This is a genomic window from Acidovorax sp. IB03 (assembly GCF_016406015.1).
In the GTDB taxonomy this organism is placed as follows: Bacteria; Pseudomonadota; Gammaproteobacteria; order Burkholderiales; family Burkholderiaceae_C; genus Acidovorax; species Acidovorax temperans.
In genome coordinates, this window is record NZ_JAEFCH010000056.1 from 1 (window position 1) to 16,566 (window position 16,566).

The 16,566-nt window shown below is 64.0% G+C and carries 14 protein-coding genes; 7 read left to right on the plus strand and 7 right to left on the minus strand.

What is annotated here, in order from left to right; all coding sequences use genetic code 11:
* Window positions 1-98: 98 nt before the first annotated feature.
* The 3 genes from IHV84_RS19210 to argS all read right to left on the minus strand — a co-directional run bounded on the left by IHV84_RS19210 (window position 99) and on the right by argS (window position 3,222).
* Window positions 99-755: a thiol:disulfide interchange protein DsbA/DsbL gene (locus IHV84_RS19210; RefSeq protein WP_044396400.1), complete on the minus strand. Its 657-nt coding sequence runs from the start codon at window positions 753-755 to the stop codon at window positions 99-101.
* 79 nt (window positions 756-834) lie between these two features.
* Window positions 835-1,500, minus strand: coding sequence for an SPOR domain-containing protein (locus IHV84_RS19215; RefSeq protein ID WP_198848047.1), 666 nt, complete (start codon window positions 1,498-1,500; stop codon window positions 835-837).
* 12 nt (window positions 1,501-1,512) lie between these two features.
* On the minus strand, window positions 1,513-3,222 hold the full coding sequence (gene argS / locus IHV84_RS19220) for an arginine--tRNA ligase (protein WP_198848048.1): 1,710 nt from the start codon (window positions 3,220-3,222) through the stop codon (window positions 1,513-1,515).
* 285 nt (window positions 3,223-3,507) lie between these two features.
* On the opposite strand from argS, the gene IHV84_RS19225 reads away from it, so the two are divergent.
* Entirely contained in the window at window positions 3,508-3,891 is a 384-nt protein-coding gene (locus IHV84_RS19225) for a PsiF family protein (RefSeq protein WP_044396394.1), read from the plus strand.
* A gap of 91 nt (window positions 3,892-3,982) precedes the next feature.
* On the opposite strand, the gene IHV84_RS19230 is transcribed toward IHV84_RS19225, so the two are convergent.
* Both IHV84_RS19230 and IHV84_RS19235 read right to left on the minus strand, forming a co-directional pair.
* Window positions 3,983-4,429, minus strand: coding sequence for a DUF2214 family protein (locus tag IHV84_RS19230; protein WP_066691694.1), 447 nt, complete (start codon window positions 4,427-4,429; stop codon window positions 3,983-3,985).
* 176 nt (window positions 4,430-4,605) lie between these two features.
* A complete protein-coding gene (locus IHV84_RS19235; RefSeq protein ID WP_198848049.1) occupies window positions 4,606-5,970 on the minus strand; it encodes a dicarboxylate/amino acid:cation symporter in 1,365 nt (454 codons plus the stop codon).
* A gap of 237 nt (window positions 5,971-6,207) precedes the next feature.
* Here IHV84_RS19235 and IHV84_RS19240 point away from each other — a divergent pair, with 237 nt between their 5' ends.
* On the plus strand, window positions 6,208-8,874 hold the full coding sequence (locus IHV84_RS19240) for a PAS-domain containing protein (RefSeq protein ID WP_198848050.1): 2,667 nt from the start codon (window positions 6,208-6,210) through the stop codon (window positions 8,872-8,874).
* Window positions 8,875-9,047: 173 nt separating this feature from the next.
* Here IHV84_RS19240 and IHV84_RS19245 read toward each other — a convergent pair whose 3' ends face one another.
* Window positions 9,048-9,692 (minus strand): response regulator transcription factor, encoded by a 645-nt coding sequence (locus IHV84_RS19245; RefSeq protein ID WP_066691701.1) that lies wholly within the window; start codon window positions 9,690-9,692, stop codon window positions 9,048-9,050.
* 48 nt (window positions 9,693-9,740) lie between these two features.
* A complete protein-coding gene (locus tag IHV84_RS19250) occupies window positions 9,741-10,664 on the minus strand; it encodes a LysR family transcriptional regulator (RefSeq protein ID WP_044396382.1) in 924 nt (307 codons plus the stop codon).
* 153 nt (window positions 10,665-10,817) lie between these two features.
* Here IHV84_RS19250 and IHV84_RS19255 point away from each other — a divergent pair, with 153 nt between their 5' ends.
* The 5 genes from IHV84_RS19255 (at window position 10,818) to IHV84_RS19275 (ending at window position 16,359) form a co-directional block, all read left to right on the plus strand.
* Window positions 10,818-13,052, plus strand: a complete 2,235-nt coding sequence (locus tag IHV84_RS19255; RefSeq protein WP_198848051.1) for a malate synthase G — start codon at window positions 10,818-10,820, stop codon at window positions 13,050-13,052.
* Between the two features lie 476 nt (window positions 13,053-13,528).
* The gene (locus tag IHV84_RS19260; protein WP_198848052.1) at window positions 13,529-13,780 is read left to right on the plus strand and encodes a cysteine-rich CWC family protein; all 252 of its coding nucleotides are present in this window, start codon (window positions 13,529-13,531) and stop codon (window positions 13,778-13,780) included.
* 27 nt (window positions 13,781-13,807) lie between these two features.
* Window positions 13,808-13,999 (plus strand): 4-oxalocrotonate tautomerase, encoded by a 192-nt coding sequence (locus IHV84_RS19265; protein ID WP_044396727.1) that lies wholly within the window; start codon window positions 13,808-13,810, stop codon window positions 13,997-13,999.
* 53 nt (window positions 14,000-14,052) lie between these two features.
* Window positions 14,053-15,510 (plus strand): DHA2 family efflux MFS transporter permease subunit, encoded by a 1,458-nt coding sequence (locus IHV84_RS19270; RefSeq protein ID WP_198848053.1) that lies wholly within the window; start codon window positions 14,053-14,055, stop codon window positions 15,508-15,510.
* An 81-nt stretch (window positions 15,511-15,591) separates the two neighbouring features.
* On the plus strand, window positions 15,592-16,359 hold the full coding sequence (locus tag IHV84_RS19275; protein WP_198848054.1) for a class II glutamine amidotransferase: 768 nt from the start codon (window positions 15,592-15,594) through the stop codon (window positions 16,357-16,359).
* Window positions 16,360-16,566 lie beyond the last annotated feature (207 nt).

The following is a 16,566-nucleotide window of genomic DNA, read 5'->3' on the forward strand; positions in this document are numbered from 1 at the left end:
GCTTCCAAATTCCCAACGAAAAAATGCCAGTCAGCTCTTAACTGACTGGCATTACGCTGGCGCGGGCTTTTGTAGTGCAGGGCTGAATCAGCGGTGCATCAGGCCTTGCGGGTCTGGCCCACCAGGTAGTCCACCACTTGCAGCACGGTCTGCATGCTGCCAGCCATGGTGCCATCGGTGTAATAGCGGCCTGCTACGCCCATGGAAGGCACACCTTCCACGCCGTACTCGCCTTGCAGTTGCGCAGCGCGGCGGGCCTGGTTGTTCACGGTGAAGGAGTTGTAGACCTCCTTGAACTTGGCCACATCCACGCCCTGGTTGCCCACCCAGGCAAAAATGTCGTCGTCCTTGGCCAGCTTGAGCTTTTCCACGTGGATGGCGCGGAACACTTTGGCGTGCACGGCGTCGAGCTTGCCCATGCCTTCGAGCGCGTAATACAGCTTTTGCTGGGGCACGAAGCTGGCGTTGAACGCCACTGGCACGCGGCGGACGACGAGGTCCTTGGGCGCGGCCTTGATCCAGGCGTCGAGCACGGGCTCGAACGAATTGCAGTGGGGGCAGCTGTACCAGAAGAACTCGATGATCTCGATCTTGCCGGCAGGGGCCTCGGTAGGCGCAGGCTTGGAGAGCTTTTGGTAGTCCTTGCCCTCTTTGAACTGGCGCACTTGCGCTGCAGCGGGCAGCGCCACTGGCAAAGTGACCGCAGAGGCTGCAACAGCGGAGGCAGCGGACAGGGAAAACTCGCGACGTTTCATGAAAAGAACACTCCTTGGTCTGGTCTTTAGGATGTGAGCGGCATGCCTCGAAAAAGTTCAGCCGTGGGCGACGGCCGCATCAACGCTGCACGCGCACCAGCGCAGATTCCACGCCCGTACCGTCCAGTTTGTCTTTGAGGGCGGCGGCGTCATCGCGCTTGGCGAACGGCCCCACGCGAACGCGGAAGACCGGGCGGCCGTTTTGCTCGCGCTCGCTCACGCGGGCTTCCCAGCCCATCATGGCCAGCTTGGCGCGCTGGGCATCGGCATCGGCCTGCGTGCGGAAGGCACCGGCCTGCACAAAGTAGTCATAAGGGTCCGCGCTACCTGACTCCGCAGCCTTGGCTTTGGCCAGGTCACCCAGCGGGTCGGCGCTGGTGGGCTTGCCAGTCTCTACTTTTTCGGGCTTGCTGGCAGCCGCCTTGGGGGCCGATGCGGCAGCCCCCTTGGGCTCCGCGGTGGCCACAGGCTGTGCGGCGGGGGTGGCGGGTTCAGCCCCGGCAGCCGAAGCGGCTGGCGCAGGCGGCTTGGCGGCCGACTTGCCACGCAGTGGCGAGTTGGGGTCCCAGTCCTTGTTTTTTTGCGCCTCGGCAGCGTCCTGGTCTGCACCGCGCGCACCACCCTTGTTCAGGAATGGGACAGGCACTTTAGTGACGTACACCGCCACGGCCAGGGCAGCGCCCAAACCCACGATCACACCCAGGATGAATCCCAGAATGGTTCCGCCCAACTGTTTTTTCTTCATGGTAGTTTCCACTCACATTCTGGCCGGGGCCGACACACCCAGCACCGCGAGACCGTTGTGCAAGACCTGCGCCGTGGCCGCGACAAGCGCCAGGCGGGCCTTCTTCACCGCCTCATCATCCACCAGGATGCGCTCGGCATCGTAGTAGCTGTGGTACGCCGAGGCCAGGTCACGCAGGTAGAAGGTCACATCGTGGGGCGCCTCACCCAGCGCAGCGGCCGTGAGCATTTCGGGGTATTTGGCGAGTTGCAGCATGAGCGCCTGGGCCTGAGGGCCTTCCAGGGCCGACAGGTCCACATCCTTGAGCGAAGCCACATCGCCGCCGCCCGCCTCTTGCCATGCGCGCAGCACCGACTGGATGCGCGCATGGGCGTACTGCACGTAGTACACGGGGTTGTCGTTGTTCTGGGCCACGGCCAGGTCCACGTCAAAGGTGTACTCGGTGTCGGGCTTGCGGCTCAGAAGGAAGAAGCGCACCGCGTCCTTGCTGGTCCACTCGATCAAATCGCGCAGCGTGACGTAGCTGCCAGCGCGCTTGCTGATCTTGACCTCTTCGCCGCCACGCACCACGCGCACCATGGTGTGCAGCACGTAGTCGGGGTAGCCCTGGGGGATACCTACGTCGGCGGCTTGCAGGCCGGCGCGCACGCGGGCGATGGTGCCGTGGTGGTCCGTACCCTGGATGTTGACGACCTTGGCAAAGCCACGCTCCCACTTGGCGATGTGATACGCCACATCAGGCACGAAGTAGGTGTAGGTGCCATCGCTCTTGCGCATGACGCGGTCCTTGTCGTCGCCGTAGTCCGTGCTCTTGAGCCACAGCGCGCCGTCCTGCTCGTAAGTTTTGCCGTTGGCGACGAGCTTGTTCACCGTGGCCTCGACGCGGCCGCTGGTGTAGAGGCTCGATTCGAGGTAGTACTGGTCAAAGTGCAGGTTGAACGCCTGCAGATCCTTGTCCTGCTCATTGCGCAGGTAGGCCACGGCAAACTGGCGGATGTTGTCGTAGTCATCGACATCGCCATTGGCGGTGAACTCGCGGTCGTCCGCTTTCACGGTGGCCTTGGCCTTGAAGGCCTCGGCAATGTCGGCGATGTAGTCGCCGTTGTAGAAGTTCTTGGCCAGCGGGTTGTCGCTGTCGGTAGGCCAGCAGTCGTCACCGGGCTTGAAGCCCTTGGCGCGCAATTGCGTACTCTTGGTCAGGGTGTCGATCTGCACACCGGCGTCGTTGTAATAGAACTCGCGGTGCACGCTCCAGCCCTGGGTGCTGAAGAGGTTGCTGATGGCGTCGCCAATGGCGGCCTGGCGGCCATGGCCCACGTGCAGCGGGCCGGTAGGGTTGGCCGATACGAATTCGACCAGCACGCGATGGCCGTTGCTGGGCTGGTAACCAAAGCGCTCGCCTGCGCCCAGCACCTCACGCACCACTTCCTGCTTGGCAGCGGGCTTGAGGCGGATGTTCAGGAAGCCGGGGCCTGCGATTTCAATCGCATCCACCCAGCGCTGGTAGGCGGGGGTGGCCTCCAGCGTGGCCTTGAGCTGTTCGCCCAGGGCGCGGGGGTTGAGCTTGAGGGGCTTGGCCAGTTGCATGGCAGCCGTGCAGGCAAAGTCGCCGTGGGCGGCGACCTTGGGGGATTCAAAGGCCGCCTTGGCACCGGCGCCGGGAGAAATGGCATCCAGCGCGGTAGCCAACGTGGCCAGGAGTTCGTTTTTGACAGAGAGCATCGGCGGATTTTACGGGTGCCCACCCCAAGCCCTGTGAACACAGTGACCAAGCACACCACAGCGGTCCGCACCCGATGAGCGGAGTCAGCGCGCCGCAGCCCGGCGACTGCCCCACCCACAGCGCCAGATACCAGGCAGGAATCTTGATGGAACCAAGAGGCAACAGATCGTAAGAAATCTGCCCCATGATGCATGGCTGTCATCGCCGCCAGAGTTTGGCGCGTTGACCAATCACCATCCCACCCGGTTTGGTTGTCGATGTTCCACAAACGTTCTGGAGCCCCTATGAAAAAGTTTCTTTCCCTGACTGCCTTGGGCCTGGCCCTTTCGATCAGCGCAGTACACGCTGCCGACGCGCCCGCTGCTGCTGCAGCCCCCGCCGCCAAGGTCGCTCCAGCCACCGCGGCTGCCCCAGCCGCCGCCACACCTGCAGCGCCTGCCTCCGCTCCAGCCGCAGCCCCCACCAAGCAACAAACCAAAATGGCCACCTGCAACGCAGAAGCCGGCGACAAGAAGGGTGACGAGCGCAAGGAGTTCATGAAGTCGTGCCTGAGCAACAAGCCCGCCACGCAACAAGACAAGATGAAGGCTTGCAACGCCGACCCCCAAGCCAAGACCCTCAAGGGCGATGAGCGCAAGGCATTCATGAGCGAGTGCCTCAAGAAGTGAGGGGCCGGGCGGTTCCCACTATCCGCCCACCCCACACGAAAAAGCCCGCCAAGCGCAAGCCTGGCGGGCTTTTTCCTTGGTGCAGCGCTGCTTACCAGCCCCGCGCCCAGAACACGGCAATCACCGCCACCACGGGCAGGATGTGCGACTGAACCATGACCCAGCGGCGGGTGCTGCGCACCTCGGCCTCGCCAGGCAATGCGCCCGTCTGGTTCAGGGCCTTGAGCCAGCGGCGGAAGGTGAGCGTGGGCTTGATGGACAGCAGCCCCATCAGCACGAACAGCGTCATCTTGACGTGAAACAGCGGCTGCGAGACGTACCAGGACAGCCCCTTCACGCCAAAGTACAGGCGCGCGAGCCCCGTGGCCAGCAGCACCACGGCGGTAATGCCATAGATCAAGTCCAGCCGCGCCAGGCGCTTGACCACCGCGGGGTTCATCCATTCCGAACGGCACAGCGCGGCTTCGCTGGTCAGAAAAACCACCAGCGTGAGGATGGCCACCATGTGCAATGCGGCCAAGACAGCTTCAAGAGTCATGCAATATCCTTTGAAAACACCAGAGCCCCGCGGCAAACGAGAGACAGCCAAGGGCTACCTACACAGGGCAAGCCTGATGAGCGCCGCCATTGTGCTTGATCCCCTCAGCCGCCCATGAAAAAGCGGCGCAAGCCCCTAAGGGCCGCGCCGCCATCAAATTCCAGCGAAAGATGCAATCAGGCCAGGGTGCGCGCTGTCGCAGTCACGGGCACTTCGGCATCCACCACAGGCGCCACCGCCGCAGCGGCTGGCAAGGCGTGGCCGTTCAGCGCAGCGTCCAGGCGCTCATAGTCCAGCGCGTTTTCCCAGCGGGAGACGACCACCGTGGCCACGGCGTTGCCGATGAAGTTGGTCAGCGAACGGCATTCGCTCATGAAACGGTCCACGCCCAGAATCAGCGCCATGCCGGCCACCGGCACTTCAGGCACCACAGCCAGGGTGGCGGCCAGGGTGATGAAGCCCGCGCCCGTCACGCCCGCTGCGCCCTTGGACGACAACATCGCCACCAGCAGCAGCGCCACCTGGTGGCCCAGCGTCAGCTCAGTGTTGGTGGCCTGGGCGATGAACAGCGCCGCCAGCGTCATGTAAATGTTGGTGCCGTCCAGATTGAACGAGTAGCCCGTGGGCACCACGAGGCCCACCACCGACTTGCTGCAACCGGCCTTTTCCATCTTTTCCATCAGCGAAGGCAGGGCCGACTCCGACGACGACGTGCCCAGCACCAGCATCAACTCGGCCCTGAGGTAACGGCACAGCTTGAGCACCGAGAAACCGCACAGCCGCGCCACAAAGCCCAGAATCACCACCACAAACAACAGCGACGTGACGTAGAACGAGCCCACCAGCCAGGCCAGGTTCACGAGCGACCCCAGGCCGAACTTGCCGATGGTGAACGCCATGGCGCCAAACGCGCCGATGGGGGCCACCTTCATCACAATGCCCACCACCTTGAACACGGGGGTGGTGAGGGCTTCCAGAAAATTCAGCACCGGGCGTCCCGGCTCACCCACCATGGCCAGGCCAATGCCGAACAGCACCGCCACCAGCAGCACCTGCAGGATGTTGTCGCCCACAAAGGGGCTGACCAGCGTCTTGGGGATGATGTCCAGCGCAAAGCCGGTGAGCGTCATCTCGTGCGACTTGGCCACGTAGCCCTTCACGGCGGTCTGGTCCAGGTCTGCGGGGTTGATGTTCATGCCAGCACCGGGCTGCACCACGTTGGCCACCACCAGCCCCACCACCAGCGCCAGGGTGGAGAAGAACAGGAAGTACGCCATGGCCTTGCCGAAGACGCGGCCCACGGTGGAGAGCTGCGACATGCCCGCGATGCCGGTCACGATGGTGAGGAAGATCACCGGGGCGATGATCATCTTGACCAGCTTGATGAACGCGTCGCCCAGCGGTTTGAGCGCCTCGCCATAGGACGGCTCGAAATGGCCCAGCAGCACGCCCAACACGATGGCAAACACCACCTGGAAGTACAGTTGCCGATAAAAAGGCAGCTTCAAGGTTGAGGCTGCGGGAGCGGAATGGTTGTGCATGGAACGGGTCTCCTGGGGTCACGGGTCTGCACCACCGGGGTGCTTCCGGCGCGCGTCAAGGGTGCCGTTTGTACCGCTGCACTTTGTTTCAGCCGATAACCTATTGGTATTAGTCGCAAGCCGCTCCACAGGAGAGCCAGCGCGCCCTATCAGGGTAACTACTTAGACCCAAGGGACCCTGCGGCACACTCTCACCCGCCCCACAGGCCCCATCTACGCCCCTAACCGCACGCTGCCATGCCTACGCCCCGCCTTCGCCAGTTCTGGACGCTGCTGATCCTGCTCACCGGCACGGTGGCCAGCATGTTCGCGGCAAGCCAATGGGCCTGGCAGCGGTCACTGCACGCCGAAAGCGACAGCGTGCAACGCCAGCTGGCCCTGTACGGGCAGACGCTGACCCAGCGCATCGACCGCTACCGCACCCTGCCCGAAGTGCTGGCGCTGGACGCGCAACTGCAGGGCGCCCTGCGCCGCACTCTGAGCACCGACGAGGTAGCGCAGCTCAACCGCAAGCTGGAGCAGGCCAACGGCGCCAGCCAGTCGTCCACCCTCACCCTGCTCAACTCAGACGGCTTGGCCGTGGCCGCCAGCAACTGGCGCTCGGCTACCAGCAACGTGGGGCAGGACTACAGCTTTCGCCCCTATGTGCAGCAGGCGCTGGCCCAGGGGCGCGGCAGTTTTTACGGCATTGGCGTCACCACCGGGGTGCCGGGCTACTTCCTGTCGCAGGCCATTCGCGATGACCATGGTCACACGCTGGGGCTGGTGGTCATCAAGATTGCCTTGCAGGAGCTGGAGCGCGAATGGCTGCAAACGCCCGACATCGTGCTCGCATCCGACGCCCACGGCGTGGTGTTTCTGGCCAGCCAGGATGCCTGGCGCTACCGCCTGCTGCAACCGCTGAGCGACGAAGAACGCCGCGAATTGAATGCCACCCGGCAATACGCCAACCAACCACTGCGCCCCCTGGAAATGCAGGTGGAAGACCACATGGACAACGGTGGTCAGCTGGTACGCGTGGCATCCAGCCCTGATATGCCTGCGCCCGCAGGGCGCGTGCTGTGGCAAACCCAGCCCTTGCCCGGCACGCCCTGGCAACTGCACCTGGTGCACGACACGCACAACAGCCTGGCCGACAGCCGCTGGGCCGGTGCCGCCGGCGCCGGCGGCTGGCTGGCCCTGGCGCTGCTGGTGCTGTTTGTGCGCCAGCGCCAGCGCCTGGCCCGCCTGCGCCAGCGCAGCCGCCAGGAGCTGGAAACCGTGCTGCAACAGCACGCGCAAGAGCTGCGCACCGCGCAGGACGGCATCGTGCAGGCCGCCCAGCAGGCCGCGCAGCAAACGGACACGGGCCTCTCCCGCAGCCTGGAGCACCTGCCCCAGGGCGTGGTCATCATCGACGCCGACCTGAAGCTGGTGGCCTGGAATTCACGTTACGTGCAGCTATTCCGCTACCCGGCCGACCTGATGCAGGTGGGCCGCCCCATTGCCGACCTGCTGCGCCACAACGCCCGCCGGGGCTTGCTGGGCCCGGGCCCGGTGGAAGAAGCCATCGAACGCCGCCTGGCCCACCTGCGCAGCGGCAACCCCCACCTGCACGAAAGCGCCAAAGAAGACGGCACGGTGCTCGAGATCCGCGGCAACCCGCTGCCCGAAGGCGGCTTTGTGACCAGCTACGCAGACATCACCAGCTACAAGAACGCTGCGCGTGAACTGCGGTTCCTCGCCGATGCGCTGGAACAGCGCGTGGCTGACCGCACCCGCGACCTGGACGTGGCCCGCCAAGAGGCCGAGCGCGCCAACCGCTCCAAAACCCGCTTCGTGGCTGCCGCCGTGCACGACCTGCTGCAGCCCCTGAACGCCGCGCGCATGTTCACCTCGCTCTTGCGCAGCCACCTGCCCGATGAAGCCGGGCGGCACGCGGCCGACAGCATTGAAGGCGCCTTGGCCGCGCAGGATGCCATTCTCAACAGCCTGCTCGATATCTCGCGCATGGAATCGGGCCAGCTCGAAGTGCATATCCGCGACGTACCGCTGGGCCCGCTGCTGCAGGTGCTGGGCCACAACTTTGGCGTGCTGGCCGAAAGCCAGGGCCTGCAACTGCGCTGCGTGCCCACCCGCGCCGTGGTGCGCACCGACGAAAACCTGCTGCGCCGCATATTGCAGAACTTCGTCTCCAACGCCATCCGCTATAGCCGGCGCGGGCGCATCGTGGTGGGTTGCCGCCGCATGGGTGGGCATTTGCGCATTGAGGTGCACGACCAGGGCCCCGGCATTCCCGAGGCACTGCAACGCGAAATCTTTGAAGAATTCCGCCGCCTGGACGAAGGCCGCGCCGACGACCGGGGCGCGGGCCTGGGCCTGGCCATCGTCGAACGCCTGGGCCGCCTGCTGGGCCATGAAATTGGCCTGCGCTCGCAACTGGGGCGCGGCAGCGTTTTCTGGGTGTGCGTGCCGCTGGGGGACCCGGCCGCAGCGCAACCCCCATCTGCCCCCACCACCGCGCAGCCCGTATCAGACGACGCTCCACTGCAAGGCAGCAGCGCCTGGGTGATCGAAGACGACGGCCCCACCTGCGCCGCCACCCGGGCCTTGCTGCAACGCTGGGGCTGCGCGGTACCGCTGGCCGCAGGCGCGCCCGAAGCACTGGCCGCCGCCCAGCCCGGCCAGGCGCCACAGCTGGTGCTGCTGAATGTGCACCTGGGCGCGGGCCTTCACGGCCCCGAAGTGTTCGCGCAGCTGTGCCAGCGCTGGGGCCAGACGCCCGCCATGATCCTGGTCACCGCCGAGCGCGACGCCACCCTGCGCCGCCAGGCGGCCGAGCGCGGCTGGGGCTTTCTGGCCAAGCCCGTGCGGGCACCGGCGTTGCGGGCGCTGGTGAGCCAGACATTGCTGCGGCTGAAATAGAGAACCTCTACCCGCAAAGACTGCGCCGGTGTTGGGCACAACGTTGGGCCACGCGGCTTCGCGCCAGCCACCAGGGGCACAGCGCACCGCCGCACCACTATCATTTTGATAGCTACCAACGCTTGACAGATAAGCGCCAGAGGCCAATTTCACTCAAAGCCTGCTAGGCAGACTCAAACAGAGCCGCCGTCCTCAGTCTCCAGGCTTTTCACCAGCACCGCCGCCTGCGTGCGGCTGTAGCACTCCAGCTTTTTCAAGATGGCGGTGACATGCACCTTGACGGTGTTTTCGGCCAGGCCCAACTCTGCGGCGATCTGTTTGTTGAGCAGGCCATCGGCCAGGCACAGCAGCACGCGGAATTGCTGGGGGGTGAGCTGCGCGAGGCGGGCGGCCAGTTCGGCGTCGGCCTCGGAGCGTTCGGCCGCCATGGGAGGGAACCAGCTGCCGCCGTCGAGCACGGCCTGAATGGCTTCGCCCATGGCGTCGGCGGGGGCGGATTTGGGGATGAAGCCCGCCGCGCCAAACTGCTGCGCGCGGCGGATGACGCGGGGGTGGTCGTTGGACGAGATGATGACCACGGGCACCTCGGGGTACTCGCCGCGCACATGCAGCAGGGCTGAAAAGCCGCGGGCGCCGGGCATGCTCAGGTCCAGCAGCACCAGCTCGATCTCGGGGTGCTCTTGCAGCGCCTGGCCCAGGGTGGCGGCGCTGGCGGCCTCCAGGGTGCGGAATTGGGGCAGGCGCCCCTGCAGCACGTGCAGCACGGCGGCGCGGAACAGGGGGTGGTCGTCTGCGACGAGGAGCGTGGGCTCAGTCATGGGCTCAGTCTGCCACGGGGCGCGCGGGCGGGGTGGGGCGAAGGGTCATCACCGCCCCTGCCAGAAGGCGGGCTGCGCGTATTGCTGCTTGAGGTATTCGATCCACAGCCGCACCCGCAGGGGCATGTGCTTGCGCTGGGGAAACACCACGTAAATGCCGTTGGGCGGGGCGGCAAAGTCGGCCAGCACCTCCACCAGTCGGCCTGCGGCGATCTCGGCCTCGACCTCCCAGGTGCTGCGCCAGGCAATGCCGTAGCCCGAAAGGCACCAGTCGTGCAGCACCTGGCCGTCTGAGCAATCGAGGGGGCCGCCGGGCTTGAGGTAGACCACCTCGGTGCCGCCGCCCTCGGTGGGCATGCGAAACGCCCAGCCCCGGATCTGCGAGGCTTCGCTGGACAGCGTGAGGCAGTCAAACTGCAGCAGGTCGCTGGGGTGGCGCGGCGTGCCGTGGCGCTGCAAATAGGCGGGGGTGGCCACGCACAGGCGGCGGTTGTCGGCAATGCGCACGCTCACCAGCGATGAGTCGGGCAGATCGCCCACGCGCACGGCGCAGTCGTAGCCCTCGCCCGCCATGTCCACCACGCGGTCGCTGAGATTCAGCGAGATGGTCACATCGGGGTGCAGTTCGCGAAAACGCGGCACCAGCGGCGCCACATGGCGGCGGCCAAAGCCAGCCGGGGCGGTGATGCGCAGGTGCCCAGTGGCTTTCACGCCGCCTTCGGACACACTGGCCTCGGCATTGGCCACGTCGGCTAGCACACGCTGGCAGTCTTCCAAAAAGGCGCTGCCTTCGTGCGTGAGGCTGATGCGCCGGGTGGTGCGCACCAGCAGCTTGACGCCCAGATGCGCTTCCAGCGCGTCCAGCCGGCGGCCCATGATGGCCGGGGCCACGCCTTCGGCCTTGGCAGCGGCCGTCAAACTGCCGCGCGTGGCCACAGAAACGAACGATTCAAACGCTTTGAGTTTGTCCATGCCCGCACTTTTGCATAAAAGTCATTGGTTTTGAGATTTTCTTCGTCTTTATATCTTCAAACATTTGCAATACAGTGGCCTACAAGCTGCCCGCTGGCATCTTTGCCACTAGGCAGCAAACCCGTTTTTCAACCATTGTTCAAGGCACCCTCCATGACCGACCGCACCACCGTCCACGGCCTACAAGTGGCTACTTCCCTGTTCCGCTTTGTCGAAGACAAGGTGCTGCCCGGCACGGGCGTGGACAGCTCCGCCTTCTGGAAAGGCTTTGACGCCATCGTGGCCGACCTGGCCCCGCGCAACATCGCCCTGCTGGCCGAGCGCGACCGCCTGCAGACCGAGCTGGACACCTGGCACAAAGCCAACCCCGGCCCCATCAAGGACATGGTGGCCTACCGCGGCTTCCTGGAAAAGATCGGCTACCTGGTGCCCCAGCCTGCCGAGGTGAAGGCCACCACCACCAATGTGGACGACGAACTGGCTACGCAGGCCGGTCCCCAGCTGGTGGTGCCCATCCTGAACGCCCGCTATGCACTGAACGCCGCCAACGCCCGCTGGGGCAGCCTGTATGACGCGCTGTATGGCACAGACGCCATCAGCGAAGAAGGCGGCGCTGAAAAGGGCAAGGGCTACAACCCCGTGCGCGGCGCCAAGGTGATCGCGTTTGCACGCCAGGTGCTGGATGACACGGCCCCTCTGGCCACCGGCTCGCACAAGGATTCGACAGGCTATCGTGTCGAAGGCGGCCAGCTGGTGGTGTCACTGGCCAACGGCAGCACCACAGGCTTGAAAGACGCCTCGCAGTTCAAGGGCTACCAGGGCAACGCCGCCGCGCCTTCGTCGGTGCTGCTGCAGCACAACGGCCTGCACCTCGATATCCAGATCGACCGCAGCACGCCCATCGGCCAGTCTGATGCCGCCGGCGTGAGCGACCTGGTGCTGGAAGCGGCCCTGTCCACCATCCTGGACCTGGAAGACTCTGTGGCTGCTGTGGACGCCGAGGACAAGGTGCTGGGCTACAGCAACTGGCTGGGCATCATCCAGGCGACGCTGACCGAGCAGGTCACCAAGGGTGGCAAGACCTTCACGCGCGGCCTGAACCCTGACCGCATCTACACCGCGCCAAACGCGGGAACCGGCAGTCAAGCTGCCGGGGGCAGCGAAGTGCGCCTGCATGGCCGCTCGCTGATGTTCCTGCGCAATGTGGGCCACCTGATGACGAACCCCGCCATCCTGTGGACTGACGCCCAGGGCGCGCAGCGCGAAATTCCCGAAGGCATCATGGACGCGGTGGTCACCACCACCATCGCCCTGCACGACCTGCAAGGCCACGGCGCCAACGGAATCCGCAACAGCCGCAAGGGCAGCGTCTACATCGTCAAGCCCAAGATGCACGGCCCCGCCGAGGTGGCTTTTGCCGCCGAGCTGTTCGGCCGCGTCGAAAAGCTGCTGGGCCTGCCCGACAGCACCGTCAAGCTGGGCATCATGGACGAAGAGCGCCGCACCTCCGTCAACCTCAAGGCCTGCATTGCCGCCGCATCGAGCCGTGTGGCGTTCATCAACACCGGCTTCCTGGACCGCACGGGCGACGAGATACACACCGCCATGCACGCCGGCCCCATGGTGCGCAAGGGCGACATGAAGACCAGCGCCTGGATCCAGGCCTACGAGAAGAACAACGTGCTGGTGGGCCTGAGCTGTGGCCTGCGCGGCAAGGCACAGATCGGCAAAGGCATGTGGGCCATGCCCGACCTGATGGCCGAGATGCTCAAGCAGAAGATCGCCCACCCCAAGGCCGGTGCCAACACCGCCTGGGTGCCCAGCCCCACGGGCGCCACGCTGCACGCGCTGCACTACCACCAGGTGAAGGTGAGCGACATCCAGATCGAGCTGGAAAAGATCGATGTGAACGCCGAGCGCGACAACCTGCTGACCGGCCTGCTCACCGTGCCCGTGGCCGCCAGCCCCCACTGGAGTGACGCCGAGAAGCAGCAGGAGCTGGACAACAACGCCCAGGGCATTCTGGGCTACGTGGTGCGCTGGGTGGACCAGGGCGTGGGCTGCTCCAAGGTGCCCGACATCCACAACGTGGGCCTGATGGAAGACCGCGCCACGCTGCGCATCAGCAGCCAGCACATGGCCAACTGGCTGCACCACGGCGTGGTGACCGAAGCCCAGGTGCGCGAGACCTTTGAACGCATGGCCGCCGTGGTGGACCAGCAAAACGCGGGTGACCCCCTGTACCGCCCCATGGCCGGCCACTTCGATACCAGCATGGCTTACCAAGCGGCGTGCGACCTGGTCTTCAAGGGCCTGGAGCAACCCAGCGGCTACACCGAGCCTCTGCTGCACGCCTGGCGTCTGAAGCTCAAGGCCTCGGCATCATGAAATGCTATTGATTGAATAGCTAGCTGCGCTTATTCCGTGGGCGCTGCAGGCTGTTTTATTGATAAGTCAACGGCACCTTCGGGTGCCGTTTTTGTTGGCTCATCTGCTCGACTGTGGAGACATCGCTTCGCCACGGCCGCTCGCGCCTGAATTGCGCATGGTGTAGAGGCGGGCTCTTGCACACAAGGGTCACCATCCAAAAGATCTAACACCGTCGCAACACAACACGCTGCCGAATCGTCAAAAGCGCTGGGCGCGGCAGATGGGTGCGATGAAACCCCTCTGGCAAAGATGTGGTGCCACCTGTGCCAACATCGGCGGCTTGGAAATTGAGTGCCTTACAGGCTCCAAATTCGCTACTATTTTTGTAGCTATCAGCGCTTGATCAATAAGCACAAAAGCCATTTTTCTTTTAAAGTGGCTGCAATCACTGACAAGATCTGCACTCACCAGCTGCTGCTGGCCCTCGCCCTTTTGTGAACACGACCTTTCCCTCCTACGCGCAAACCTGCCCCGCTTGCGGCCAACCCAACAGCTGCGCGATCGCCGCGGGCGGCGAGGCAGCAGACTGCTGGTGCATGAACACCACGGTGTCACGCGCCGCCCTCGAACAATTGCCTGCGAATGAGCGGGGCCAGCGCTGCATCTGCCCGGTGTGCGCACGCGCTGGCGCACCTGCTGGCGATGGTCCCGAAGGTGCCCCAGAGCCTCATCGACCTCCCTTATGATCGTTTTTTTGCCTGAGGAGCATCCCCATGCCGACGTACCACATTGAAATGATGGAAGGCCGCACGGTCGAACAGAAGAAAAAACTGGTGGAAGAAATCACCCGTGTTTCCGTAGAAGTGCTTGGCGGCACACCTGAGATGGTGGACATCCTGATCACCGACGTCAAACGCGAAAACTGGGCCACGGGCGGCAAGCTCTGGCTGGAACGGACATCCTGAGTCTTCTGTAGTTTTCATGGATCCTGAGCGCAGTCCACACCTCTGACCTCTTCATGACCCACGTTTCAGGATCGTTGTCCTTGCTGCGCGAGCGCTATGGCGAGCGCTACCGGTGGTTGCTGCTGCTGTCAGTGATGGTCGGGACCATGGCATCCATCATGTCCTCCACCATCGTCAACGTGGCGATTCCGGACATGAGCCACTACTTCGCGCTGGGCCAGGAGCGGGCGCAGTGGGTCACATCGGGGTTCATGGTGGCCACTACGGTATCCATGCTCACCACACCGTGGCTGCTGTCACGCTATGGCTACCGCGCCACCTATGTGGGGGCCATGCTGCTCTTGCTGGCTGGCGGTGTGGGGGGCGGACTGGCCCGTGATTTTGGCCTGGTGCTGGCCGCGCGCGTGGCCGAGGGCTTGGCGGCAGGCGTTGTGCAACCTATCCCTGCCGTCATCATCTTGTACGCATTCCAGCCCCACGAGCAGGGCCGCGCCAGCGGCATTTTTGGCATGGGGGTGGTGCTGGCCCCCGCCCTGGGCCCCAGCATTGGCGGCCTGCTGGTGGACTGGTTTGGCTGGCGTTCGATTTTTTTCATGGTGGTGCCGCTGTGCCTGGCATCGCTCTGGCTGGCCTATAAGTTTGTGCCCGCTAGCGCGCCTGGAGGCGTGGAACCTAACCGCCAGGGCGAAGCGCTGGACTGGCGCGGCCTGCTACTCGGCACCGTAGGCACGCTGTGCCTGCTCAACGGACTCGTGTCACTGCACGGAGGCTCCATGGCCGAAGCCGCGACTCTGCTCGCCATCGCAGCGGTTTGTGTGGCCGCTTTCATTGCCTGGCAACGCCGACTCATCCAACGCGGCCACAAACCTTTGATGGACTTGCGGCTGTTCCAGTATCGACAATTTGCCATGGGTAGTGTGGTGGCCTTCATCTACGGCACCGCCCTGTTCGGTTCGACCTACCTGCTCCCGGTCTATATGCAGCTGGGGCTGGAGTTGTCGGCGTCACACGTCGGCACCTTGATGCTGCCCGCCGGTTTTGTACTGGCCGTCACCATCGCCCTCGTGGGCCGCCTGGCAGATAGGCAGCCCACGCATTTTCTGGTCAGTATTGGGTTGGGGCTGCTGGCGCTGTCTTTCGGCCTTATGGTGTTTGTCAGCCTGGGCTCTTCACTATGGATGCTGGTGGCCTTTGCCATCCTTGGGCGCATCGGTCTGGGCTTCATCCTGCCATCGCTCAATTTGGGAGCCATGCGTCCGCTGGACAAATCGCTGATTTCCCAAGGGTCGAGCGCCATCGGTTTCTTGCGCATGCTCGGTGGTGCGGCTGGGGTCAGCCTGTGCGGCATCGTTTTGGAATGGCGCCTGACCGCCCATGGCGTTTCCCTCGCCACTGGGGGTAGTACTCCTGCACGCATCACCGCCTTCGGCGAGACGTTTTTGATGCTGACCTTGCTCTGCCTGATCGCGTTGGTAGCAGCCTGGCAACTGCGCGCACCCAAGCCGGAGTGAGTCAGGGCGATGACTCCCCTTTGCGGAGGCATCATCGTGTCTACATCAAGTCCATTCAACCAAGAAACGGAACACACCCCCATGTGCCAACTGCTCGGCATGAACTGCAATGTCCCTACCGATGTGACCTTCAGCTTCACAGGGTTCGCCCAACGGGGCGGGAAGACAGACCACCACAGCGACGGCTGGGGAATCGCTTTCTTTGAAGACAAGGGCTTGAGGCACTTTGTAGACCACCAAGCGGCGGTGGAATCACCCGTGGCAGAGCTGATCCGCCGTTATCCCATCAAAAGCAAAAACGTCATCGCCCATATCCGCAAGGCCACCCAGGGCGTGGTCAGTCTGCAAAATTGCCACCCTTTTGTGCGTGAGCTTTGGGGGCGCTACTGGGTCTTCGCCCACAACGGCGACCTCAAAGACTTTCGCCCTCGACTGCATTCGCATTTCCGCCCCGTGGGAGACACCGACAGCGAACATGCTTTCTGCTGGATCATGCAGGAACTGGCGAAGTCTCACGCCAGCGTACCGTCCGTCCCGGAGCTGACCTTGACGCTCAAAGAACTGGCCGCCCGCATCAGCCCGCACGGCACGTTCAACTTTTTGCTCTCCAACGGACAAGCACTGTGGGCGCATGCCACCACAAGCCTCTATTACCTGGAGCGCCGTCACCCGTTTGGGGAAGCACACCTGAGTGACGAAGATCTCAAGCTCGACTTCTCCCAAGAGACGAGCGAGAAGGATGAGGTGTCGGTGGTGGTAACGAGTCCGCTGACAAGGAACGAGGCATGGAGGGCGTTTGGGAGTGGAGAGCTGGTGGTGTTTAGCGAAGGCAGGAGGCTGGCTGTTTAGGCCAAGCTAAAACCACCAAGTTCAGTGACGGGGCTATGAACTTTGAGCGTTGCAGAGTTTTGTCCCGCAAAATGATCTTGCCTTGGAGCCCAATCAGACTGAACCCCCCAAAGCAAAACGCCCCTGTACTCGAATGAGCACAGGGGCGGTTTGGGCTGTAAGAGCCTGACGATGACCTACTTTCACACGGGAACCCGCACTATCATC